This is a genomic window from Streptomyces sp. NPDC002577, assembly GCF_053594815.1.
On record NZ_JBSFWK010000013.1, the window covers coordinates 60578 to 83018 of the forward strand.

Sequence of the window (22441 nt, forward strand, 5' to 3'; positions counted from 1 at the left end):
CCCGATGAGTGTCAGGCGGCGGTCTGCGGTGTGAGCGACTCGGGGTGGAACTGCTCGACGCGGTCGCGCTTGATGTACATGTCCCAGTAGTGCGCGGCAAGTTCGTCCGGGTCGACAACCGGGAACCGGGCGCTGTCGACCGCCTCGGCATCGGCCTGGGCCTGGGCGGCCTCGCCCATTTCGCTGCGGGAGATGGAGGCCCCGATGGTCAGCGTGCCGGCGTAGACACCCGTACCGGCCAGCTCGGCGTTGAGGGAGTACAGGTAGTTGCGGGCGGCGGACATCACCGGGCCCACGCCGCTGAGATGCGGGAACGGCTGCGCCGCCGAGTAGCCGTGGGTCAGCAGGAAGGCTCCGTCCCCGCGCTCGGTCCACTCGGGCAGCACGGCCTGGACCACCTCGACCGGGGTGAGCAGCAGCAACGGGAGCAGGCCCTCCAGCGTGGCCGCGCTCACCCGGGCGGCCGGCGTGAAGCCCTGGTCGGCACCGATCGGCCCGTACTCGACCACGTCGATCCGTCCGAAACGGTCACGGATCGCCTGGACGAGGGCGGGCACCTCGGCGGGCTGAGCGAGGTCCACAGAGAAGGCGGCCGCCTCGATGCCCTCACCGGCGAGCTGCTCGACGAGTGCGTCAAGACGGTCCTTGCGGCGGGCCACCAGAGCGACACGGAAGCCCTCCCGGCCGAAGCGGCGGGCCACGGACACACCGAGACCGGTACCGGCGCCGAAGACGGCGATCACCTTGGACATAAGACTGCTCCTTGCGACGACAGTAATCTTGACCCATGGGTCAACTTAATATCGAAGGTAACACGGAACTTGACCTGTGGGTCAAGTTACCGCCGTCGGAGGATGCGACCATGAAGACCGCAACGCCAGGACCAGGAGGGACGACCGGATGAGGGCCGACGCGCGACGCAACGCGGAAAAGCTGCGGACAGCCGCCGCCGAACTCTTCCAGGAGCACGGCCTCCAGGTGCCCCTCAAGGAGATCGCCCGGCGGGCCGGCGTCAGCCATGGCACCCTCTACAACCTCTTCGGCACCCGCGAGGCGCTCATCGACGAGGTGGTGACCGACCTGGCCGCGGGCCGCCTCGCCGAGGTCGCCGAGCGCGCCCTGGCGTTCGAGGACGCCTGGGAGGGATTCGCGTACTACATCGAAAGCCTCTGCGAACTGCAGGCCACCGGTCCCGCGGTCGCCGACGTGGTCAGCGGACGCTATCCGGGCGCCGAGCGCCTGATGGACGTGTGCGGCCGGGCGCAGGACGCCGCCACGCGAATCATCGAGCGCGCCCAGGACGCCGGCACCCTCCGCCCCGACTTCACCGGCGAGGACCTCCTGTTCGTCCTCGGCACCAACTCCCTGCTCGCCCGCGCGGCCGCGGACGTCGCACCCGACGCCTGGCGCCGCGGCGTCGCCTTCCTGCTCGACGGCCTGCGCGCTCAGGCCGCCCATGCCCCGCTGCCCGTCGATCCACCGACCCGACAGCAGATGTACGACGTGATGGGCCGACTCACCGGCGCTCCCTAGCTGCGGGCTCACGGCGCCGAGGCCGACCAGGCCGCGCAGATCGCCACCCTCATCGCCTCCTCCGTAGAGGGCACCGTGGCCATGTGCCGGGCCGAGCGCAGCACCGGGCCCCTCGATCGGGTGGCCGCCCAGCTCCAGGGCCTGATCGACCACGCCATCGGGGCCTGAGCCGCAAATCCCCACTCGCCGGGTCGCCCCGACACCGGCACGGTCGGCGCCCCGCGCCCGGAGCGCGACGCACCGACCGGAGACCGCTCAGGCGCCGAGGGCAGCGCGAATCGCCTTGGCCTTCTCCTCGGTGAACACACCACTTTCCAGGAGCGAGAGCACCGACAGCACGCCGCCACGCGAGCCCCAACTGCCCTCATCGATCACCCGGAAGTTGACCCACCAGGCCGGAGCCGGCTCCGGCAGACCGCACGCCTCGGCCATCGATCTGACGCCGTCATTCGCCCCCGTCCCGGCCACTTCAACTCCCCTCCGCGATCGACGCCCTCCCGAGCCGACCGCCGAGGCGGATGGCCTGCCTACTGAACGCAACGCCGACCCCATTTGATCGCTTACGGAGAGAGCCCCCACAGGGGTCTCCTCTTCCATAGCCCGGATCCACGTTCACTCCCCCGTCGAGTGCAACCTGTGGACAGTCATCGTCCCGAATTGGGCCACCTCGTGGGGGGGGATGGCCACGTCCCACCGTTCTCAGGCGTCGGGCTGCGAGGTGTCGTCGAGTGCGTCGGTGCAGGAGATGCGCACACGCAGCCGGGACGGATCTCCAGGCAACACCAGCGGCCTCCTCTCCCCCCCGCCTCCGCCTGGCCGCGGATGCCTCGTCGCCCACGAGCGCGGTCGATGTGCACCCGCACCGCGCCCGTGATCAGCCCGCTTCGGTCAAGGCCGCGTGCGCGGCGGCGAGGATCTCCTCGGAGAGCGGGGAGCCCTTGGTGGCCCGGGACAGGACCAGCGCACCGAACAGGGTGCACAGGCGGACGATGCCGTCCTGGTCGTCACCGGCCAGGAAATCGGCGAAGTCGACCACCCCCTCGGCGTAGACGCGACGGGCCTCTCGCGCCCCGGCCTCGCGCGCGATGTCGGTGGCGAGCGCGGCGACCGGGCAGCCGTCCGCCGGGGCGTCGCGGTGCTCGACGGAGAGGTAGGCGTCGATCAGCGCCTGCTGGGCGGCGGCGCGCTGCCCGTCGTGCCGCTCGAGCCCGGCGCTGTAGCGCTGGGCGAGCTCGACGAAGGCGTGGGCGGTGGCCTCGTCGACGAGTGCCTCCTTGGAGGCGAACTGCTTGTAGAAGGCGCCGTGGGTCAGACCGGCCGCCTTCATCAGGTCGGCGACGCTGACCTGCATGCCCTGCTCCCGGAACAGCCGGGATGCGGTGTCCACCACCCGCCTGCGGTTTTCCTCCGCCTGCGCCTGCGATACGCGGCCCATGACCACCTCCCATTTGGATGTCGACTGGCATCTATCATAGGCCCGTGTTTAGATTGCCTTCATAATCTAAACAGTTGCGGGTGGCCGACGGCGCCCGCCACGACCAGGAGTGAACATGGAACTGAAGAACGCGGTCGCAGTCGTCACCGGCGCCAATCGGGGCTTCGGGCGGCACCTGGCCGCCCAGCTCGTCGAGCGCGGCGCGAAGGTGTACGGCGCGGCCCGACGCCCCGAGACGGTCGACGTGCCGGGCGCCATCCCGCTGCGGCTGGACGTCACGGACGAGGCGTCGATACGAGAGGCCGCGCGCGTGGCGTCCGACGCGACACTGCTGATCAACAACGCGGGCATCTCCACCGGCGCGACGCTGATGGGAGGCGACGTGGCTGAGGTGCGCCGGGAGATGGAGACCAACTTCTTCGGCCCGCTCGCCGCGACCCGCGCCTTCGCCCCCGTGATCGAGGGCAACGGCGGCGGCGCCGTGCTCAACGTCCTGTCCGCCCTGTCCTGGTTCCACCCGGCAGGACTCGGCTCCTACGCCGCGTCCAAGGCCGCCGCTTGGGCGCTGAGCGACGCGACCCGTGAGGAGCTGGCACCGCGCGGGATCACCGTCTCGGCGCTGCACGTCGGCTACATGGACACCGACATGGCCGCCGGCGTGCCCGCCGATCAGAAGGTCGCCGCCGCCGACGTCGCGGCCCAGGCCCTGTACGGCATCGAGACCGGCCTGCCCGAGATCCTCGCCGACGAGACCAGCCGGTACGTCAAGCAGAGCCTGTCCGCGGCACCCCAGCCGAACGCTGACTGACGCTCACCCCTCCACCCCGGCGCGACCACCCTCACACCCCTCATGCAAGGACATCTCATGCGCTATACGGCCTTCGGCCACCGGACCGGACTGCGCGTCTCCGAGTACGCGCTCGGCACCGCGAATTTCGGCACCGGCTGGGGCGCAGGCGCCGAGCCCGACGAGGCCCGGCGGATCTTCGACCGGTTCGCCGAGGCCGGCGGCACCTTTCTCGACAGCGCGGACGGCTACCAGTTCGGCGAGTCGGAGGAACTGACCGGAAAGCTGATCTCCGCCGACCGCGACCACTTCGTCCTGGCCACGAAGTTCACCCTCGGCGCCGCCCCGCAGCCGGACATCTCCAAGACCGGCAACAGCCGCAAGAACATGGTCGCCTCGGTCGAGGCCAGCCTGAAGCGCCTGGGGACCGACTACATCGACCTGTTGTGGGTGCACTTCCCCGACGAGCTCACTCCGATGGAGGAACTCCTGCGCGGGCTCGACGACCTGGTGAGCGCCGGCAAGATCCACCACGCCGCGCTGTCCAACTTCCCCGCCTGGCGCGTCTCGCGCGCGGTAACCCTCGCGGACCTGAAGAACTGGGCCCCGATCGTGGGCATCCAGCACGAGTACAGCCTCGTTGAGCGCACCGCCGACCGTGAGCTCCTGCCCATGGCCGAGAGCCTCGGGCTCGGCGCAGCCCTGTGGTCCCCGCTCGGCGGCGGACTGCTCACCGGCAAGTACCGCAGCTCCGCCGAGGGGCGCCTGAGCGACCTGGGCATGGTCATCCACACCGAGAGCACCGGCCAGAAGACCGCCGTCGTCGACACCGTCCTGGCGATCGCCGAGGAGACCGGCGTGACGCCCACCCAGGTGGCGGTGGCCTGGCTGCGCGAGCGCGCCGCCCGCTCCGTGGCCACGCTCGTCCCGATCATCGGCCCGCGCAGTCTCTCCCAGCTCGACAGCTACCTCGGCGCCCTCGACGTCCAGCTGACCGATGCGCAGTACACCCGCCTGGCCGAGGTCAGCGCGGTGCCGCTCGGCGTGCCCCACGAAGGGATCGCCGCCACCCTGGACCGCCTCCAGGGAGGCGCCGCCGACCGCGTCACCGCCCCGGTCGTGCCGGTGGCCTGATGGGTGAACGCGGCTGAGGACGAGGTGCGCCCGCGCCGCAGCCAGGAGAGCAACACAAATTATCTCGTACTGGGAGAAGCCCGGGGCGAGCGGAGACCCCGACCTTTCACGGACGGGAAACGGAACGGAGACGACGATGAAGGCTTTCATGGTCGAGAAGTACGGCGACCAGGCCGGGATGCGCGCCGCCGAAACACCCGACCCCCAGGTAGGTGCCGACGACGTCCTGGTCAAGATCCACGCAGCATGCGTGAACCCGCTGGACCTCAGGATCCGCAACGGAGACTTCGAGGCGTTCATGCCATACCGCCTCCCGCTCATTCTGGGCAACGACCTCGCCGGGACGGTCGTCCGGGTCGGCCCGTCCGTCACCCGCTTCGCGGTGGGCGACGAGGTCTACGCCCGGCCCGACAAGGACCGCATCGGTACCTTCGCCGAACTCATCGCCGTCCACCAGGACGACCTGGCGCCCAAACCGGCCACCCTCACCATGGCCGAGGCCGCCTCCCTCCCCCTGGTCGCCCTCACCGCATGGCAGGCACTGGTCGAGCGGGCCCGCGTGCAGCCGGGCCAGAAGGTCCTCGTCCACGCGGGCGCCGGCGGCCTCGGCTCCATCGCCGTCCAGCTGGCCAAGGCGCTGGGCGCGCACGTGGCCACCACCGTGAGCACCGCCAAGGTCGACCTGGCCAGGGACCTCGGCGCGGACGTCGTCATCGACTACCGCACCCAGGACTTCGAAGAGGTCCTCGACGGCTACGACGTCGTCCTCGACAGCCTCGGCGGCGAGAACCTCGCCAAGTCCCTGCGCGTCCTCAAGCCCGGCGGCATGGTCATCAGCGTCGCGGGCCCGCCCGACCCGGCCTTCGCCCGCGAACTGGGTGCGAACCCGATCCTCCGCCTGGCCATGACCGCCCTCAGCTTCAGAACCCGGCGCAACGCCAGGCGCCACGGTGTGACGTACTCGTTCCTGTTCATGAAGGCCAGCGGCGACCAACTCCGCGAACTCACCCCCCTCATCGACACCGGGAAGATCCGCCCCGTCATCGACCGTGTCTTCCCGTTCGAAGAAACCCTCCAGGCCATGGAATACGTCGAGAAGGGACGGGCCAAGGCCGGCAAAGTCGTCGTCGCGATGACGTAAGGGGGAAAACGAGTCCCAGGCGCCAGTCACCTCCGACAGCAACAAGACCCTGCACACCCCACTCCCCCGCCACACCACCTCAGGACCCGGCCATGAGCACACCGTCCAGTTCACCCGCCCCGATGTCGTACAAGAACACGCCGAACCGCTCCGTGTCCGTGCGTGGCGTGACCTTCGCCTACCGGCGGCTCGGCCCGGACGACGGCGTACCCCTGATCCTCCTCAACCACCTGTCCGCAGTCCTGGACAACTGGGATCCCCGCGTCGTCGACGGACTCGCCGCCCGGCGCCCCGTGATCACCTTCGACAACCGCGGCGTCGGCGCGTCCGGCGGCTCCACACCCGACACGATCGAGGCGATGGCTCGCGACACCGTGCTGTTCATCCGGGCCCTCGGGTACGACAGGGTCGACCTGCTCGGCCTGTCGATGGGCGGCTTCATCGCCCAGGTCATCGCGGCAGAAGAACCCGATCTTGTACGCAAGCTCATCCTCGCGGGCACGGGACCCGCCGGAGGCCCCGGCATCGACAAGGTCGCAAGCCTCACCATCAAGGACACCGTCAAGGCCGTCCTGACCCGCAAAGACCCCAAGCAGTACCTCTTCTTCACCGACACCGCCGGCGGCCGCCGGGCGGCCCACGCCTTCCTGGACCGGCTGAAGGAACGCACGGACGACCGCGACAAAGCCATCTCGCTCTCATCATTCCGCGCCCAGCTGAAGGCCATCCACCACTGGGGCCGCCAGGCACCGGGCGACCTGTCGCGCATCCACCAACCGGTCCTGGTGGCCAACGGTGAGAGCGATCGAATGGTCCCGAGCGTCAACACAGTCGACCTGGCGGCCCGGCTGCCCCATGGCGAACTCGAACCCCTCTACCCCGACGCCGGACACGGCGGGATCTTCCAGCACCACGACAGATTCGTCCCGCGGGCGCTCGAATTCCTGGAACCGTAGCCAGCCGCCGGACAGGTCCATGGCCCCTGCCCCGCACTCAGCGAGACCGGCACCAGGAAATCCGTCCTCGCACATCGCCACCACTCTGGGAGCCCCGCCGACTGCGGCTCCGCCTGTTGACCACGGCCGGACAGCTCGTCACCACCGGCCGTCGGTGAATCCTCCGCCTGGCCCGGCACTGGCCCTGGACCGGTCACATCACCACAGCCCTCGACCGGCTCACCCACCTGCCCGACCCAGGCTGACCAGCCAATTCCCCGTCCCCTGGACAGCACCTCACCAGCCGGACCAGTGGAACCCGGCGCCGCCCCGAGGCGACAATCGGATCTTCGGCATGCGCACCCTCAACCCACGGCACGAAAACGGTCCACCGACTCCGCCGGCGGACCGTCATGGAACTTCGAGGCCGACGCGCTGCTCGACGGGTTAAGCCCGACAAGTCGATTGACCCGCGCTATCTGATCCAGAACGACCACCTCACGCTTCGTCAGAAACAGCGTCGAACGAGCGTCAAGACATTTCCCGAACCCGTCCCTGACGGCGTTGAGACAGAGCGTTCTCGACCCACGCCCCCACTGCGAAGCCGCAGGTGAGACACGTGACGGAAACCTGCAACATGCTCCACCCGGTGGGCCTACGGAAACATGTCGGCACAACCCGCCCGCAACCTCGGGAATCAGACAATCAGCAGGTCAGGAGCCCTTTGCTACGGGCTCCAGAATCGCCACGCACTCCACATGATGCGTCATCGGAAACAGATCGAACGCTCGCAGCGTCCGCACCCGGTATCCGCCCTCGCGGAAGTACGCCAGGTCGCGGGCCAGTGCCGCCGGGTCGCAGGCGACGTACGCGATGCGGCGGGCGCCCAGTGAGGACAGGTACTCGACGGTCTTCTTGCCCGCGCCGGCGCGGGGCGGGTCCAGGACGATCAGGTCGACCTCGGTGATGCCGGTGCGCGGCAGGACGGCTTCGACCCTGCCCTGTTCGATGCGGACCCGGTCGAAGGCGGCCAGGTTGTGGCGGGCGTCCTCGACCGCGCGCTTGCCGGACTCGATGCCAAGCACCGCGCCCTTCTCGCCGAGCCGGTCCGCGAGGGCTCCCGCGAACAGGCCGACGCCGCAGTACAGGTCGAGCGCCATCTCGCCCTTGCGCGGCAGCAGGCCCTGCATCACGGCCTTGACGAGGGTGTCGGCGGCCTTCGGGTGGACCTGCCAGAATCCGCCGCTGCCGACGCGGTAGGTGCGGTCGTCGGCGCGTTCGCGCACGAAGGGCCGGCCGTGGACGCGGTGAACGCCGCCGTCCTTCTCGCCGATCCGCATCACCGAGACCGGCTTGTCGAGTTCGACGATCGGCAGGCGGGCGCCGGGCTTCGGCGTGAGGATCACCTGGCGGTCCTGGGAGCCGGTCGCGGCGATCGCCTCGATCGACTCCATGCCGGTCCAGTCGCGCTGCTCGATCCCGAGCTCGCTGACGCCCTCGGCGGCGATCATGCAGTGCTCGACCGGCTCGACCTCGTGCGAGCGGTGGCGGCGCAGCCCGGCCTTGCCGTGCTCGTCCACCGCGTACTGAACACGCGTGCGCCAGGCGGGGACCTGCCCGGCGGGCAGCTTGTCGCCCTCCGCGGGCATGACCGTGCCGTCCCAGCCGGCCTCCTCGGGCGTGAGGCCCGCGAGGCGCTTCAGCTGCTCCGCGATGACCTCGCCCTTCAGCCGACGCTGCGCGCCCGGCTTGGCGTGCTGCCAGTCGCAGCCGCCGCAGCGGCCGGGACCGGCGTACGGGCAGGGGGCCTCGACGCGGTCCTTGGACGCTTCGAGCACCTGCACGGCGTCCGCGCGCAGAAAGCGGGAGTCCTCCTCGCCCTCCGTGACGCGCGCGACGACCCGCTCACCGGGCAGCGCGTGCCGCACGAACAGCACCCGGCCCTCGGCGGTACGGGCAATGCAGTGGCCACCGTGGGCGACGGGGCCGACCTCGACCTCGTACTCCTCCCCCACCAGCGAGTTCTTCGGTTCTGCCTGCATGGCGGGGTGACTCCACAACGTAAGGAACGAACGGGGGGCGCAAGAGACGAACGGTCGGCGTGATCACCAACCGACGGCGTACGTCACGAACGGCCGGACAACAGCCCACCAGTCTACGTGGGTGCCGTCCGGCCGTTCGCCACAGGCCGGTAGGTGACCGGATCAGCTCTTGGCGCTCGACTCCTTGGGCCGCTTCTCCACCGGCCCCCGGCGCACCGAGCCCGGCGCGTTCCACTCCTGGCGCTTGCGGGCCCGCTTCCTCGCCACCTCGGAGGACTCCAGCTGGTAGGGCACGGAGGTCACCATCACGCCGGGCGTGAACAGCAGCCTGCCCTTGAGCCGGAGCGCGCTCTGGTTGTGCAGGAAGTGCTCGTACCAGTGGCCGACCACGTACTCGGGGATGATCACGCTGATCGCGTCGCGCGGCGACTCCCGGCGCAGCCCCTTGACATACTCGATGATCGGCCGGGTGATCTCGCGGTACGGCGAGTCGAGGACCTTCAGCGGTACGTCTATGCCCCGCCGGTCCCACTCGTCCTTGAGCGCCTTGGTCTCCAACGGGTCGACGTTGACGCTGAGCGCCTCAAGGGTGTCCGAGCGCAGCAGCTTGGCATAGGCGACGGCGCGCAGCGTCGGACGGTGGATCTTGGAGACCAGTACCAGGGAGTGGACCCGAGAGGGGCGGACCAGGTCGTCGGCCGGGCCCTCGGGGGCCGCGAGCTCCTCGGACACGCGGTCGTAGTGGCGGCGGATCGCTGTCATCGTCGCGTAGAAGATCACCATGCCGAGCAGGGCGACCCAGGCGCCGTGCGTGAACTTGGTGACGAGGACGACGACCAGGACGAGGCCGGTGAAGAAGGCACCGAACGTGTTGATCGCACGGGAGCGGACCATGTGACGGCGCTTCGCCTGGTCGGTCTCGGTCCGCAGATGGCGGTTCCAGTGCCGGACCATGCCGGTCTGGCTGAGCGTGAAGGAGACGAACACACCGACGATGTAGAGCTGGATCAGCCGCGTCGAGTCCGCTCCGTAGATCCAGACGAGCAGCACGGCCGCGCCGGCAAGGAGCACGATGCCGTTGGAGAACGCAAGCCGGTCACCGCGGGTGTGCAGCTGGCGCGGCAGGTAGCGGTCCTGCGCGAGGATCGAGCCGAGCAGCGGGAAGCCGTTGTACGCGGTGTTGGCGGCGAGGAACAGCACGAGCGCGGTGGCCGCGGCGAGCAGGACGAAGAAGAAGGTCCCGTTTCCGAAGACGGCGGCCGCGACCTGGGAGATCACCGGGTTCTGGACGTAGCCGTCGCCGAGCGGCTTGCCGTTCAGGAACAGGTCGTTGGCCGGGTCCTCGGCCATGCGGACGTGGGTGGTCATGGCCAGGGCGATGATGCCGCAGAACATGGTGACGGCGAGGATGCCCATCAGCGCGAGCGTGGTCGCCGCGTTCTTGCTCTTCGGCTTACGGAAGGCGGGCACGCCGTTGCTGATGGCCTCGACGCCGGTGAGCGCGGCACAGCCGGAGGAGAAGGCGCGCAGCAGCAGGAAGACGAGGGCGAAGCCCGCGAGGCCCTGGTGCTCGGGCTTGATCATGTAGTCGGCGGTGGGGGCCTTCATGGTGTCGCCGAGGACCAGCCCGCGGAACGCGCCCCACGCGATCATGATGAAGACGCCCGCCACGAACACGTACGTGGGGATCGCGAAGAGCTTGCCCGACTCCTTCACGCCCCGCAGGTTCATCAGCGTCAGCAGCACGATGATGCCGATCGCGCAGAAGACCTTGTGCTCGACGAAGAAGGGGATGGCCGAGCCGAGGTTCTCCACGCCCGAGGCGATCGACACGGCCACGGTCAGCACATAGTCGACGAGCAGCGCGCTGGCGACGGTCAGGCCCGCCTTGGGGCCGAGGTTGGTGGTCGCCACCTCGTAGTCGCCGCCGCCGCTGGGGTAGGCGTGCACGTTCTGCCGGTAGGACGCCACCACCGTGAACATCAGCACGACGACCGCGAGCGCGATCCACGGGCTGAAGTGGTACGCCGACAGGCCCGCGATCGAGAGGACCAGCAGAACTTCTCCGGGCGCGTACGCGACGGAGGAGAGCGGGTCGGAGGCGAACACGGGGAGTGCGATGCGCTTGGGCAGGAGCGTCTCTCCCAGCCGGTCACTGCGCAGTGCGCGCCCGATCAGGATGCGTTTGGGCACGTCGGTCAGTTTGGACACGCAGAGGATCGTATGCGTTCGAACGGGGGAGCGCCCACCCACCACCCCAGACGTTCGCAGGATGGCCATACGAGGGCGGCGACAGCCGCAGGTACGGGGATCGCGACGTGACGCGCGTCATGCGGAGACGGGTGTCCCGCGAGGTACCGTGGCGGGCGTTTTTCCTGCAATGTCCTGATGCGAAATGCCCTGGCGAGAAAGGGGGCCGGAGAGCGTGTCCGTCGGTCTCCCGTCCGTCATAGCCGCCACCGCCCAGTGGCTGATACGCGCCTATCCCCCGGCCTCCGGCACGCTCAGTGCCGTACTCGCCGAGGCGCAGGCCCGGCAGGCGGCGACCGTGGCCGCCTGGCTGCGGTACCCGACGGCGCTGGACGCCTCGCTGGTCACGCTCGTCGGGCCGGGCGGCGCGGGCCGCCTGGACTGGCTTGTCGGAGCCGACGCCGGTGAACTCGACGCCGACGAGGACGCGTGGCGCACCTGGGTCGACGAGGTCGTGGCGAGCTGGGCCGCCTCGCTGCTCACCGATCCGGCCCTGGCGGCCGCGGCCGTCGCGGCGCTGACCGGGTCCGAGCACCTGGGGGCCGCACCGGTCGAGTTCCGGCGCCTCACGGCCCCGGACACCTACGACAGGGACGCGGCTCCCCTGCTGCGCCACCCGGACCTGGTGCGGCCCGTCGCCGAACTGCACCGGGCGGGGCTCGTCGAGCGGCTGCAGGCCGACGCGGTGGGCGCCGACTGACGGCGCATGCCGCGGCCCTGGGCCACCCGTCCCACCCACCCGCATACGCCGTGCCCGCGCGCCCCGGCGCCACCGGACGCGCGCGAGCACCGGTGAGCGCCGGGCGCGCCGCCGGACGGCGCACGTCCGCCGCGCGATCGGTGCTGCCTCCGATCAAACGTGTACGCGGATGAGGGCAACGCAAGGGTTGCGTCATAAGCTCGTCAACGGGCAATGCCGTATGTGCTTGCCCCGTTGTTGCCCGGCCGACTGAGAGAGAAGAGTGAGCAGGGTGTTTTCGCAGGTCAGCGAGATGACGAGGACTGCGGGGTAAAGGTCAGGTGCACATCGTCATCATGGGCTGCGGACGAGTGGGCTCCGCTCTCGCGCAGACCCTGGAGCAACAGGGGCACACGGTCGCCGTGATCGACCAGGACCCCACGGCCTTCCGCCGTCTGGGCTCCGGGTTCGGCGGCCGCCGCGTCACCGGTATCGGCTTCGATCAGGACACCCTGCGCGAGGCCGGCATCGAGGAGGCGGGCGCCTTCGCCGCCGTCAGCAGCGGCGACAACTCGAACATCATCGCCGCCCGCGTGGCCCGCGAGATGTTCGGCATCGAGAACGTCGCGGCCCGGATCTACGACCCCCGCCGCGCCGAGGTCTACCAGCGCCTCGGCATCCCGACCGTGGCGACGGTCCGCTGGACCGCCGACCAGATGCTGCGGCGGCTGCTGCCGTCCGGCGCCGAGCCGCTGTGGCGCGATCCCACGGGCGGTGTGCAGCTCGCCGAGGTGCACACCTCGCCGGCCTGGGTCGGCCACAGGGTCAGCCGGCTCCAGGAGGAGACGGGTGTCCGGGTCGCGTTCCTGACCCGGCTGGGCGAGGCGATTCTGCCGACCTCGCAGACCGTGCTGCAGGAAGGCGACCTCGTCCACGTGATGATGCGGACGGACGACGTCGAGAAGGTGGAAGCGGCGTTCGCCGAGGGTCCTGAGGAGGGCGGTCACTGATGAGGGTCGCCATTGCCGGAGCCGGCGCGGTGGGCCGTTCCATCGCCGGCGAGCTGCTGGAGAACGGGCACGAGGTCCTTCTCATCGACAAGGCGCCGACCGCCATCTCGGTCGAGCGCGTACCGCAGGCGGAATGGCTGCTCGCCGACGCCTGCGAGATCACCTCGCTCGACGAGGCGGCGCTGCAGCGCTGCAACGTGGTCATCGCGGCCACGGGTGACGACAAGGTCAACCTCGTCGTCTCGCTGCTCGCGAAGACCGAGTACGGGGTCCCGCGGGTCGTCGCCCGCGTCAACAACCCCAAGAACGAGTGGCTGTTCAACGAGGCGTGGGGCGTCGACGTCGCCGTCTCCACGCCGCGCCTGATGTCGGCCCTGGTCGAGGAGGCGGTGAGCGTCGGCGACCTGGTCCGCCTGCTCCGCTTCAGCCACGGCGACGCCAACCTGGTCGAACTGACGCTTCCGCCCGAGTCGGCCCTGGCCGGCACGCAGGTCGGCGACGTCGAGTGGCCCGAGGACACGTCGCTGGTGACGATCATCCGCGGCAACCGCGTCCTCGCCCCTTCCCAGGAGGACTCCCTGGAGGCGGGCGACGAGCTGCTGTTCGTAGCCGCCCAGGCCCGCGAGGAACAACTCGAGGACCTGCTGTCGGTACGCCAGGAGGACACGGCCGGCTGACGCGAGTCGCTGCGGGCAATCGTGCCGCTGGGGCGGCACGGGTGGGCGCAGCGGCACCCCGCCGACGGCGGGCAACAGGCAACGACGGAGGGGCCCCGGAAATCTTCCGGGGCCCCTCCGTCGTACGAGTCCGTACCGTCCGCGCGGCCCTACGCCTCGCGCCGATGCCGCCCCGCCGTCGTCTTACGGTCCGGCTCCGCCTGCTCGGCACCCCCCGGCGTCGCCGACTCCTCCGCCTCCCTCGCCCGCTCCTCCGCCTCCATCTCGGCGAAGACATCGATCGGCGCGGGCGCCTTGGCGAGGAACACCCAGGTCAGCCAGACCGCCAGCAGGAACGGCGGGATCTTCAGCGCCACCAGGATCCAGCCGAGCTGGGTCGTGTCGGCCCACCAGTAGAGCGGGAAGAGGATCGCGCACTTGGCGAGGAGAATCAGCCCCCAGGCCCAACTTGCCTTCGCATACGCCTTCTTGCGGCCGGGGTTCCGCTTCCGCCAGGAGAGGTTCTCCTTGAAGACCGGGCCGAGGATGAGGCCGATCAGCGGAACGCCCGCGAGCGTCGTGATGATGTAGGCGAGGCCCAGGCCGAGCGTGTAGAGCATGCCCGGCAGATAGAAGTCCTTGGCGTTGCCGGTCATCATCGCGAAGACCACGCCGAAGGCGACGCCGAAGACACCGCTGAAGGCGTGCTTGACGGTGTCCTTCATGACCAGCCGGACGACGACCAGCAGCAGGGACACACCGAGGGCCGCGATGGCCGACGTGTGCAGGTCCTTGTTGATCGTGTAGATCGTCACGAAGAGCAGGCCGGGAAGCACCGTCTCCACCATGCCCCGCACACCGCCGAAAGCCTCGAAGAGCGCGGCCTCGGTCACTGCCCTGGAGTCGGTGGATTCGGCGTCCCCGTCCGTGGTCCGATGGTCGGTCGGCTTGTCGAGGGACGTCACCGGCTACTCCCGTCCGAGGGGTCTGAGTTCGTACTTCGGGTTGAAGAGCACCCGGCGGCCCCGGCTCATCGAGATCCGGCCCGATGCGATCAGCTTGCGCCCCGGTTCGATTCCCACGATGGAGCGCCTGCCGAGCCACACCACGTCCAGGGCCGCGGAGCCGTCGAAGAGCTCCGCCTCCAGGGCCGGGACCCCGGCCCGCGGTCGCAGGGTGACCGTGCGCAAGGTACCAGTAACCGTCACTATCTGGCGGTCGTGACAGTCGCCTATGCGCGTACAGCCTGCGGTGTCGGCGTCCTCGCGCAGCTCCTCCGACTCCAGGTCCTCCTGGGACGTGGAGAGCCGGTCGAGCATGCGCCGGAAGCGGCCCGCCGGCTTTTCGGAACGAGGAACAACACTCATGACAGGAAGCCTACCGGGGGGCTGTGACACTGGGGGTACCTCCCAGTCCCTTGAGGCGCTGGGGGAGGAACAGGTGCTCATCTGCACTCTTCCCTCTCGGATACCCGGCGGGCCCCACCCTCGAACCGGCAAACGGTCCCCCGGTGGCCGCACCGGCCCGGTGGGCCCCCACAGCCCGGCTCTCACCTCTCGAACCGGTACCCCATCCCCGGCTCCGTGATGAAGTGCCGCGGGTGCGACGGGTCCGTCTCCAGCTTGCGGCGCAGCTGGGCCATGTAGACGCGCAGATAGTTCGTCTCGGTGCCGTACGAGGGCCCCCAGACCTCCTGAAGCAGCTGCTTCTGGCTGACGAGGCGGCCGGTGTTGCGTACGAGGACCTCCAGCAGGTGCCACTCGGTGGGCGTCAGGCGTACGTCGCGGCCGCCGCGGTTCACCTTCTTGGCGGCCAGGTCCACGGTGAAGTCCTCGGTCTCCACGACGACCTCGTCCTCGCCGGTCCCGACGACGGGCTCCGCGCGGCGGACGGCGGCGCGCAGCCGGGCCAGCAGCTCGTCCATGCCGAAGGGCTTGGTGACGTAGTCGTCGGCGCCCGCGTCCAGCGCCTCGACCTTCTCGTCGGAGCTGTGCCGGGCGGAGAGGACCAGGATCGGCACGCGGGTCCAGCCGCGCAGCCCCTTGATCACCTCGACGCCGTCCATGTCGGGCAGTCCCAGGTCGAGCACGACCACGTCGGGGTGGCGGGCGGCGGCCATCCGGAGTGCGCCGGAGCCGTCGGAGGCCGCGTCCACCTCGTATTTGCGCGCCTTGAGGTTGATGACGAGCGCGCGGACGATCTGCGGCTCGTCGTCGACCACGAGCACCCTCGTGGGGGTCTCGGGGTCTCCCCCGGATGAGTGCGGCATGGGGCCTGCCTTTCTTCTGCTGCGGCGGTCGTGGGGGCCGGATGCCGTCGCACGGCCCGATCCTGTCGTACGGCCGGACCCTGCCGCACGGGATCCCGTCGCGCTGCCGGATCCCCCCGTGAGCCGACGAGGGGACGAGATCAAGCCGATGCGGTCGGGGGGACGTTCCGTTCCTTGCGCATGCCGGCTCATGAGTCCTTGCGCATGCCGGGTCACGTGACGGCCTCCGCGGGGAGGTACGGACCGTACTGCGGGCGGGCTGCGACCGCCTGGAGGGTGAGCACCATGGTGAGACCGCCGCCGGGCGTGTCCTCGGCATCGAGCGTGCCGCCCATCGACTCGGCGAAGCCGCGGGCGACGGCCAGGCCCAGCCCGACGCCGGTGCCGCGCGGGGCGTCGCCGTAGCGCTGGAAGGGCTCAAAAATGCGTTCCTTCGCCTCGTCGGGCACGCCGGGGCCGCGGTCGACCACGCGCACCTCTACGCGGTCGCCGAGCGCACTGGCCGCCACCAGCACCCGCTGCGTGCCCGAGCTGTACTTCACGGCGTTCTCGACGATGTTGGCGACCGAGCGCTCCAGCAGGCCCGGGTCGACGGCCACCATCGGCAGGCTCTCCGGAATGTCCAGGTCCACGCTGTCCTCCGGCACGCCCCCGAGCGCCATCGGCACCACCTCGTCGAGATCGATCTCCCGGATCAGCGGGGTGACCGTGCCGGTCTGCAGCCGGGACATGTCCAGCAGATTGCCCACCAGATGGTCGAGCCGGTCGGCGCCCTCCTCGATGCCCTCGAGAAGCTCCGCCTGGTCCTCCTCCGACCACGCCACGTCATCGGAGCGGAGCGAGGTGACGGCGGCCTTGATGGCGGCGAGCGGGGTGCGCAGATCGTGGCTGACGGCGGCCAGCAGCGCGGTGCGGATGCGGTTGCCCTCGGCGAGCTCCCGGGCCTGTTCGGCCTCGGACTCGAGCCGCTGCCGGTCCAGGATCACCGCGGCCTGGACGGCGAACGCGGCCAGCACCCGGCGGTCCTCGGCGGGCAGGACGCGGCCGGACAGCGCCAGCGCCATGTGGTCGCCGACGGGCACGTCCACGTCCGCCTCCTCGGGACGCTCGACGAGCGGCCTCGGGCCCACACTGCCCGCGCAGGTCCACGGCGCGACGTCGCTCTCCCGCTCCAGCAGCGCCACCGACTCCATGCCGAACGTCTCGCGTACCCGCTCGAGGAGGGCGTCGAGGGTCGTCTCCCCGCGCAGCACACTGCCCGCGAGGAACGAAAGGATCTCCGACTCCGCCCGCAGCCGCGCCGCCTGATGGGTACGGCGGGCCGCCAGGTCCACGACGGAGGCGACCGCGACGGCCACGGCGAAGAAGACGCCGATGGCCACGATGTTCCTCGGGTCGGCGATCGTGAGGCGGTGCAGCGGCGGCGTGAAGAACCAGTTCAGCAGGAACGATCCGACTGCTGCCGAGGCCAGTGCCGGGAACAGCCCGCCGAGCAGCGCGGCGGCCACGGTCAGCGCGAGGAACAGCAGCATGTCGTTGGCCAGCCCGAGATCCGCTTCGACATGCGTGAACAGCAGCGTCATCAGCGCCGGGCCCGCCACGCCCACCAGCCAGCCCCAGATGATCCGGGACCGGCCCAGCCGCGCCCCCCGCGCCACCGGCAGCCCGCGCCCCTTGGCGACCTCGTCGTGCGTGACGATGTGCACGTCCAGGTCGGGCCCCGACTCGCGGGCGACGGTCGCGCCGACACCGGGCCCGAAGACGTACTGCCAGGCCTTGCGGCGCGAGGAGCCGAGGACGATCTGGGTGGCGTTGACGCCGCGGGCGAACTCCAGCAGCGCCGAGGGGACGTCGTCCCCGATGACGTGGTGGAACGTGCCGCCGAGGTCCTCGACGAGGGTGCGCTGGGCCGCCAGCTCCTTGGGCGAGGCGGACGTCAGCCCGTCGCTGCGGGCGATGTAGGCCGCGAGCACCTCGCCGCCCGCGCCCTTCTCGGCCAGGCGCGCGGCTCGCCGAATGAGCGTACGGCCCTCGGGACCACCGGTCAGACCGACCACGATCCGCTCGCGCGAGCCCCATATCTTCGAGACGTGGTGCTCGCTGCGGTACTCCTGCAGGTACTCGTCCACCCGGTCCGCGACCCACAGCAGAGCCAGTTCGCGCAGGGCGGTCAGATTGCCGGGCCGGAAGTAGTTCGACAGGGCCGCGTCGACCTTGTCGGGTTTGTAGATGTTGCCGTGCGCCATCCGCCGCCGCAGCGCCTGCGGCGACATGTCGACCAGCTCTATCTGGTCCGCCCTGCGGACCACCTCGTCCGGGACGGTCTCGCGCTGCCGTACGCCGGTTATGGACTCGACCACGTCACCCAGCGACTCGAGGTGCTGGATGTTGACGGTGGAGACCACGTCGATGCCCGCCGCGAGGAGCTCCTCGACGTCCTGCCAGCGCTTGTCGTTGCGCGAGCCGGGCACGTTCGTGTGGGCGAGTTCGTCCACCAGGGCGACAGCAGGGGCGCGTTCCAGGACGGCGTCCACGTCCATCTCGGTGAAGGTCGTGTCGCGGTACGCGAGCTCCTTGCGCGGGATCTGCTCCAGGCCGTGCAGCATCACCTCGGTGCGCGGCCGGCCGTAGTGCTCCACGAAGGCGACCACGCAGTCGGTGCCGCGCTCCACGCGCCGGTGGGCCTCGGACAGCATGGCGTACGTCTTGCCCACGCCCGGCGCCGCACCGAGGTATATCCGAAGCTTGCCGCGTCCCATGGCCCCATTGTCTTCCCGTGACGGCCGAATACCGCCCGGTCAGCGCTCTGGGGCGGGCCGGTCAGCCTGGACTCGACGGTACCGCCGGGAATCGCGGCTTACGGGCGGGACAGCCGGTCAGGGGCTGTCTTTGACGCAACTCTGATGCCCGCATTGCGGGCATCGGCCCGCGGCGCAGCCGTAAGCCCCCGACAGCGGACGCGGCCTCGCGCCGGAAAGGCCGATGGGCCGCACCCGAGGGATGGGTGCGGCCCATCGGCCTTCGGCGACTAGACGCCGGCGCGCAGCGTCACCGCACCTCGGTGATCTCGGGCCCGCGCGAGAGCTGTCCCATGCCGCCGGAGAAGCGCGAGCCGCTCTGCTCCTCCTGCTGGACTCCTTCGGGCACCATCTGCGCGTCGTTCGGCAGCTTCAGGACGATCGGGTCGCGGGGCGCCATGGGGCCCTCCCCGCGGACGACCACGGTGTCCCGGAAGATCTGCTCCAGCAGGCCGGCCGTCTGCGGCTGCACCGCGCCCTGTCCGGAGATCACTCCGCGCAGGAACCAGCGGGGCCCGTCCACACCGACGAACCGGACCACCTGGAAGCCGCCCGTGCCGTCCGGCAGCTGCACCGGAACCTGCGCGCGCAGCTCCCAGCCGAGCGGGCCCTCGATCTCGTCGACGACACCACCCTGCTTGGTGATGCCGGAGGCGATCTCCTCGCGGACCTCGCCCCAGATGCCCTCACGCTTGGGGGCGGCGAAGGCCTGCAGCTGGATGGCGCTGTCCTGCAGCACCACGGTCGAGGCGACGATCGCGTCGCCCGCGACCTCCACGCGCAGCTCCATGCCCTCGACGCCCGGGACGAGGAGGCCGCCGAGGTCCACGCGGCCCTCGCCGGCTTCCCGTACCTCCGAGCTGTCCCAGGGGCCGTCCGGGCGCGGCGCGGGCTCGAGCCTTACGCGCTCCGCCTCCGCCTCGTCCGCCGCGTCGACGTCGACGACCTGCTCGGTCTCGCTCGCCGCGTCCGCCGCGTCCTCGGCGGAACCCCTATTCTTGCGACGTCCGAACACGTCACTGTCCTTCCCGGTCGGATACGACCGAAGCGTATCGATTCCCGCCCACGTGCCCATCAGCGCCGCCCACGGCGGCGTGACCGCCGGTGGACCCGAAGCCCCCTTCGGCCCGCGCCGAGTCGGGAAGATCCGCCACCTCGTGGAAGCGAACCCTCTCGACCTGCTGGACGACCAGTTGAGCAATCCGGTCGAAACGCTCGAACCGCACGGACTCGCGCGGGTCGAGATTCACCACGATCACCTTGATCTCCCCACGGTACCCGGCATCCACCGTCCCTGGGGCATTCACCAGCGCCACACCGAGGCGGGCCGCGAGACCGGACCTCGGATGCACGAAGGCGGCGTACCCCTCGGGGAGCGCCACCGCCACACCGGTGGGCAGGACGGCCCGCTCTCCGGGGGCGAGTTCGCACGGCTCGGTGGTCCGCAGATCGGCCCCGGCGTCACCCGGGTGTGCGTACTCCGGAAGCGGAACGTCGGGGTCGATACGCCGGATCTGTACGACGAGCGGCTCGCGGGCGCCAGCGGTCACGGGTTCACCTCGAAAGCGCGGACGCGGCGGATCTGGTCCGGGTCGTTCATGGCGGCCTGGATCTCGTCGGGGCGGCCGTTCTCGATGAAGTGGTCGACCTTGACCTCGATGAAGACAGCGTCGGCGCGGACCGCGACCGGACCGTCGGGGCCGCCGATCCGGCCGGTGGCCGTGGAGTAGATCTTCCGGCCGGCCACGGCGGTGACCTCGGCCTCCAGATACAGCACCGTGTCGACGGGCACGGGGAGCAGGTAGTCGGTCTCCAGCCGGCCCGTCACGGAGATGATGCGCAGCAGCCAGTTCAGCGAACCCAGCGTCTCGTCCAGCGCGGTGGCCAGCACACCGCCGTGCGCCAGGCCGGGAGCGCCCTGGTGGGCGGGCCGTACGGTGAACTCGGCGGTGACGCTCACTCCGTCCCCGGCGCGGGCCTCCAACTGCAGCCCGTGCGGCTGCTCTCCGCCACAACCGAAACACTGTCCGTAGTGCGCGCCGAGCAGCTCTCCGGGAGCCGGCGCGTCGGGGTGCCGCACGGGGGCCACGGCGTCGGCCGGCGGCGTCAGGCCCGTAGATGTACCACTCACAGGCGCAGACCTTACCCGGAGTATCCCGCCCCGACCGCCCTGGCCTCGGTCCCCCTCCGCCACCGTGCCAAGCTTGACCGCATGGAGCATTCCGTTTCTTCCGCGTCGCCTTACGAAGAGCGTCTGACCGCACCCCGTTCCTGGTGGGTCATCGCCGTCCTGGTCGGGATCGCGATGGCACTCATCCTGCTGCCGTTCGGCACGCTGCCACTGCTGGGCGGACTCGTCGGCGGGACGGCGGTCGCGTCGGTCGTGGTGAGCTCGTACGGCTCCGTGCGCCTCCGGGTCGTGGGCGACTCGCTGATCGCCGGGGAGGCGAAGATCCCGGTGTCGGCGCTGGGCGGGACGGAGATCCTGGACCAGGCGGAGGCCCTGGCCTGGCGGACGCACAAGGCGGATGCCCGCGCCTTCATGCTCCTGCGCGGCTACATCCCGACGGCCCTCCGCGTGGATGTCACCGACCCCGAGGACCCGACGCCGTACCTGTACCTGTCGACCCGGCACCCGAAGCGCCTGGCGGCGGCACTGGCGGCGGTACGGGCGTCGTAACCGGCGCGCACCGCCGCAACGGGCACCCGTCCGGCGCGAGCTCCGCGTCGCCGCGAGGTGGCATGTGCGGCTCCGTGCGCCACCACGTCGCTGTGAAACCGTGAATCCGGGAATCCGGGAATCGGCGACTCTGCCGGTGAAGGGCTACGCGGCCCTCGCTTCCGCGGGGCCGCAGGGCCTCAGAGGTCGAGCTTCTCCGGAAGCTCGCCCAGTTTGATGGCGTCGGCCGGCTTCTCCAGCGGCGGCAGCTGCGGGAGCTCCTCCCAGGGCACCTGACGCTTGCGGAGGCCGCTGCGAATGTGGTCGGCCAGCCTTCTGGTGTCGCGGCGGTTCATGAGCGCCCCGACGGCCGCTCCGACCATGAACGGCATCAGGCTCGGAAGGTTTCTGACCGTCCGCTTCATGATCTGCTGGCGCAGCTCGCGTTTCATGGGGCCGCCGAAGGCGGCACTCAGCGTCGCCGGCTTCTTGACGTCGACATCGCGCTCCTCCGTCCACGACGTCAGATACGCGGCGCTGCGCTCCTTGAGGTTGCCGGGCGGGCGCACGCCGTAGACCTCGTACAGCTCGGCGATCAGCTTCAGCTCGATCGCCGCGACGCCGGTGATCTCGGCTGCCAGCTCGGTGGGCATCGCGGGCGGTACGGGCAGCATCGCGGCCGCACCGACTCCCGCACCCACGGTCGAGGACGCCTTGGACGCTCCGGCGACCAGCTTGTCCGCGAGCTCCTCGGGGGTCAGGCCGGGGAACTGCTTCCGGAGAGTCGCGAGGTCGCGCACCGGGACGCGTGGGGCGATCTCGATGATCCGGTCGGCGAGATGGCCCAGGCCCGCCTTGGCCAAGGCTCCGCTCTTCCGTATGCCCTGCCTGACGGCGGCCGTTCGGCGCCCGGCCGGGCGCGTCTCGCCGTCCGCCGCCGAGACGTCCTCAGCCCGCTCCAGGGCCCCTGCCGGGCCGCCGGCGTGGGCCGGTTCGAGCGAGGCCGAGGCCTTTCGGCCTCGCTCGTCGTCACGCACGCCGTCAGACGGGCCACCGACCGCTTCCGCAGGGCGGAAGCGGCGCTTCCAGGGCGGAGTCGAGCCTGTCACGGCC

General features: G+C 70.5%; 23 protein-coding genes and 1 pseudogene. 11 read left to right on the forward strand and 13 right to left on the reverse strand.

The annotated features are described in order from the left end of the window. Positions 1-11: 11 nt before the first annotated feature. The gene (locus ACWD4J_RS19345; protein WP_451396591.1) at positions 12-752 is read right to left on the reverse strand and encodes an SDR family NAD(P)-dependent oxidoreductase; all 741 of its coding nucleotides are present in this window, start codon (positions 750-752) and stop codon (positions 12-14) included. A gap of 148 nt (positions 753-900) precedes the next feature. On the opposite strand from ACWD4J_RS19345, the gene ACWD4J_RS19350 reads away from it, so the two are divergent. Together ACWD4J_RS19350 and ACWD4J_RS19355 are read left to right on the forward strand one after the other, a co-directional pair. Continuing rightward, a complete protein-coding gene (locus tag ACWD4J_RS19350; RefSeq protein ID WP_451396592.1) occupies positions 901-1533 on the forward strand; it encodes a TetR/AcrR family transcriptional regulator in 633 nt (210 codons plus the stop codon). Further along, positions 1534-1701 (forward strand): LmrA/YxaF family transcription factor, encoded by a 168-nt coding sequence (locus ACWD4J_RS19355; RefSeq protein WP_451396685.1) that lies wholly within the window; start codon positions 1534-1536, stop codon positions 1699-1701. Positions 1702-1788: 87 nt separating this feature from the next. Here the strand turns inward: ACWD4J_RS19355 and ACWD4J_RS19360 are convergent, their stop codons facing one another. Both ACWD4J_RS19360 and ACWD4J_RS19365 read right to left on the reverse strand, forming a co-directional pair. Beyond that, positions 1789-2001: a hypothetical protein gene (locus ACWD4J_RS19360; RefSeq protein ID WP_451396593.1), complete on the reverse strand. Its 213-nt coding sequence runs from the start codon at positions 1999-2001 to the stop codon at positions 1789-1791. Between the two features lie 406 nt (positions 2002-2407). Beyond that, a complete protein-coding gene (locus tag ACWD4J_RS19365; RefSeq protein WP_451396594.1) occupies positions 2408-2968 on the reverse strand; it encodes a TetR/AcrR family transcriptional regulator in 561 nt (186 codons plus the stop codon). A gap of 115 nt (positions 2969-3083) precedes the next feature. On the opposite strand from ACWD4J_RS19365, the gene ACWD4J_RS19370 reads away from it, so the two are divergent. The 5 genes and pseudogenes from ACWD4J_RS19370 to ACWD4J_RS19390 form a co-directional block, all read left to right on the forward strand. Further along, a complete protein-coding gene (locus ACWD4J_RS19370) occupies positions 3084-3776 on the forward strand; it encodes an SDR family oxidoreductase (protein ID WP_451396595.1) in 693 nt (230 codons plus the stop codon). A gap of 57 nt (positions 3777-3833) precedes the next feature. Further along, complete coding sequence (locus ACWD4J_RS19375; RefSeq protein WP_451396596.1) at positions 3834-4889, forward strand: aldo/keto reductase; 1056 nt, start codon at positions 3834-3836, stop codon at positions 4887-4889. A 136-nt stretch (positions 4890-5025) separates the two neighbouring features. Continuing rightward, positions 5026-6030 (forward strand): NADP-dependent oxidoreductase, encoded by a 1005-nt coding sequence (locus ACWD4J_RS19380; RefSeq protein ID WP_451396597.1) that lies wholly within the window; start codon positions 5026-5028, stop codon positions 6028-6030. Between the two features lie 92 nt (positions 6031-6122). Then, positions 6123-6986: an alpha/beta fold hydrolase gene (locus ACWD4J_RS19385; RefSeq protein ID WP_451396598.1), complete on the forward strand. Its 864-nt coding sequence runs from the start codon at positions 6123-6125 to the stop codon at positions 6984-6986. Positions 6987-7069: 83 nt separating this feature from the next. After that, positions 7070-7231 (forward strand): annotated as a pseudogene (locus tag ACWD4J_RS19390) (IS1380 family transposase); the annotation flags it as partial. A 447-nt stretch (positions 7232-7678) separates the two neighbouring features. On the opposite strand, the gene ACWD4J_RS19395 reads toward ACWD4J_RS19390, so the two are convergent. Beyond that, complete coding sequence (locus ACWD4J_RS19395; RefSeq protein ID WP_451396599.1) at positions 7679-9007, reverse strand: class I SAM-dependent RNA methyltransferase; 1329 nt, start codon at positions 9005-9007, stop codon at positions 7679-7681. Between the two features lie 162 nt (positions 9008-9169). Further along, positions 9170-11218, reverse strand: a complete 2049-nt coding sequence (locus ACWD4J_RS19400; RefSeq protein WP_451396600.1) for an APC family permease — start codon at positions 11216-11218, stop codon at positions 9170-9172. Between the two features lie 214 nt (positions 11219-11432). Between ACWD4J_RS19400 and ACWD4J_RS19405 the strand changes: the two genes are divergently transcribed. The 3 genes from ACWD4J_RS19405 to ACWD4J_RS19415 all read left to right on the forward strand — a co-directional run bounded on the left by ACWD4J_RS19405 (position 11433) and on the right by ACWD4J_RS19415 (position 13623). Beyond that, the gene (locus ACWD4J_RS19405) at positions 11433-11957 is read left to right on the forward strand and encodes a hypothetical protein (protein WP_451396601.1); all 525 of its coding nucleotides are present in this window, start codon (positions 11433-11435) and stop codon (positions 11955-11957) included. A 320-nt stretch (positions 11958-12277) separates the two neighbouring features. Then, positions 12278-12946 (forward strand): potassium channel family protein, encoded by a 669-nt coding sequence (locus tag ACWD4J_RS19410; RefSeq protein WP_451396602.1) that lies wholly within the window; start codon positions 12278-12280, stop codon positions 12944-12946. After that, the gene (locus tag ACWD4J_RS19415) at positions 12946-13623 is read left to right on the forward strand and encodes a potassium channel family protein (protein WP_451396603.1); all 678 of its coding nucleotides are present in this window, start codon (positions 12946-12948) and stop codon (positions 13621-13623) included. Before ACWD4J_RS19410 ends, ACWD4J_RS19415 begins: the two co-directional genes overlap by 1 nt. A 149-nt stretch (positions 13624-13772) precedes the next feature. On the opposite strand, the gene ACWD4J_RS19420 is transcribed toward ACWD4J_RS19415, so the two are convergent. The 7 genes from ACWD4J_RS19420 to ACWD4J_RS19450 form a co-directional block, all read right to left on the reverse strand. Then, entirely contained in the window at positions 13773-14567 is a 795-nt protein-coding gene (locus ACWD4J_RS19420; RefSeq protein WP_451396604.1) for a DUF3159 domain-containing protein, read from the reverse strand. 3 nt (positions 14568-14570) lie between these two features. After that, entirely contained in the window at positions 14571-14969 is a 399-nt protein-coding gene (locus tag ACWD4J_RS19425; RefSeq protein WP_451396605.1) for an OB-fold nucleic acid binding domain-containing protein, read from the reverse strand. A gap of 182 nt (positions 14970-15151) precedes the next feature. Then, positions 15152-15871 carry a response regulator gene (locus ACWD4J_RS19430; protein ID WP_451396606.1) on the reverse strand — a complete coding sequence of 240 codons (720 nt, stop codon included), beginning with the start codon at positions 15869-15871 and terminating at the stop codon, positions 15152-15154. A gap of 212 nt (positions 15872-16083) precedes the next feature. After that, complete coding sequence (locus ACWD4J_RS19435) at positions 16084-18630, reverse strand: DUF4118 domain-containing protein (RefSeq protein ID WP_451396607.1); 2547 nt, start codon at positions 18628-18630, stop codon at positions 16084-16086. Positions 18631-18919: 289 nt separating this feature from the next. Continuing rightward, entirely contained in the window at positions 18920-19684 is a 765-nt protein-coding gene (locus ACWD4J_RS19440) for a DUF3710 domain-containing protein (protein ID WP_451396608.1), read from the reverse strand. 1 nt (position 19685) lies between these two features. Continuing rightward, positions 19686-20219, reverse strand: coding sequence for a dUTP diphosphatase (dut, locus tag ACWD4J_RS19445; protein WP_451396609.1), 534 nt, complete (start codon positions 20217-20219; stop codon positions 19686-19688). Then, a complete protein-coding gene (locus ACWD4J_RS19450; protein WP_451396610.1) occupies positions 20216-20800 on the reverse strand; it encodes a PaaI family thioesterase in 585 nt (194 codons plus the stop codon). The genes dut and ACWD4J_RS19450 overlap by 4 nt, the downstream gene beginning before the upstream one ends. Before the next feature lie 81 nt (positions 20801-20881). Here ACWD4J_RS19450 and ACWD4J_RS19455 point away from each other — a divergent pair, with 81 nt between their 5' ends. Continuing rightward, the gene (locus tag ACWD4J_RS19455) at positions 20882-21349 is read left to right on the forward strand and encodes a DUF3093 domain-containing protein (RefSeq protein WP_451396611.1); all 468 of its coding nucleotides are present in this window, start codon (positions 20882-20884) and stop codon (positions 21347-21349) included. Positions 21350-21528: 179 nt separating this feature from the next. On the opposite strand, the gene ACWD4J_RS19460 is transcribed toward ACWD4J_RS19455, so the two are convergent. Then, positions 21529-22437 (reverse strand): hypothetical protein, encoded by a 909-nt coding sequence (locus ACWD4J_RS19460; RefSeq protein WP_451396612.1) that lies wholly within the window; start codon positions 22435-22437, stop codon positions 21529-21531. Between the last annotated feature and the right edge of the window lie 4 nt (positions 22438-22441).

Excerpts from the sequence above, each read along its gene's own strand:
- ACWD4J_RS19345 (WP_451396591.1), bottom strand. The coding sequence starts at position 752 with ATGTCCAAGGTGATCGCCGTCTTCGGCGCCGGTACCGGTCTCGGTGTG.
- ACWD4J_RS19350 (WP_451396592.1), top strand. The coding sequence starts at position 901 with ATGAGGGCCGACGCGCGACGCAACGCGGAAAAGCTGCGGACAGCCGCC.
- ACWD4J_RS19365 (WP_451396594.1), bottom strand. The coding sequence starts at position 2,968 with ATGGGCCGCGTATCGCAGGCGCAGGCGGAGGAAAACCGCAGGCGGGTG.
- ACWD4J_RS19370 (WP_451396595.1), top strand. The coding sequence starts at position 3,084 with ATGGAACTGAAGAACGCGGTCGCAGTCGTCACCGGCGCCAATCGGGGC.
- ACWD4J_RS19375 (WP_451396596.1), top strand. The coding sequence starts at position 3,834 with ATGCGCTATACGGCCTTCGGCCACCGGACCGGACTGCGCGTCTCCGAG.
- ACWD4J_RS19380 (WP_451396597.1), top strand. The coding sequence starts at position 5,026 with ATGAAGGCTTTCATGGTCGAGAAGTACGGCGACCAGGCCGGGATGCGC.
- ACWD4J_RS19385 (WP_451396598.1), top strand. The coding sequence starts at position 6,123 with ATGAGCACACCGTCCAGTTCACCCGCCCCGATGTCGTACAAGAACACG.
- ACWD4J_RS19395 (WP_451396599.1), bottom strand. The coding sequence starts at position 9,007 with ATGCAGGCAGAACCGAAGAACTCGCTGGTGGGGGAGGAGTACGAGGTC.
- ACWD4J_RS19415 (WP_451396603.1), top strand. The coding sequence starts at position 12,946 with ATGAGGGTCGCCATTGCCGGAGCCGGCGCGGTGGGCCGTTCCATCGCC.
- ACWD4J_RS19425 (WP_451396605.1), bottom strand. The coding sequence starts at position 14,969 with ATGAGTGTTGTTCCTCGTTCCGAAAAGCCGGCGGGCCGCTTCCGGCGC.
- ACWD4J_RS19430 (WP_451396606.1), bottom strand. The coding sequence starts at position 15,871 with ATGCCGCACTCATCCGGGGGAGACCCCGAGACCCCCACGAGGGTGCTC.
- ACWD4J_RS19435 (WP_451396607.1), bottom strand. The coding sequence starts at position 18,630 with ATGGGACGCGGCAAGCTTCGGATATACCTCGGTGCGGCGCCGGGCGTG.
- ACWD4J_RS19455 (WP_451396611.1), top strand. The coding sequence starts at position 20,882 with ATGGAGCATTCCGTTTCTTCCGCGTCGCCTTACGAAGAGCGTCTGACC.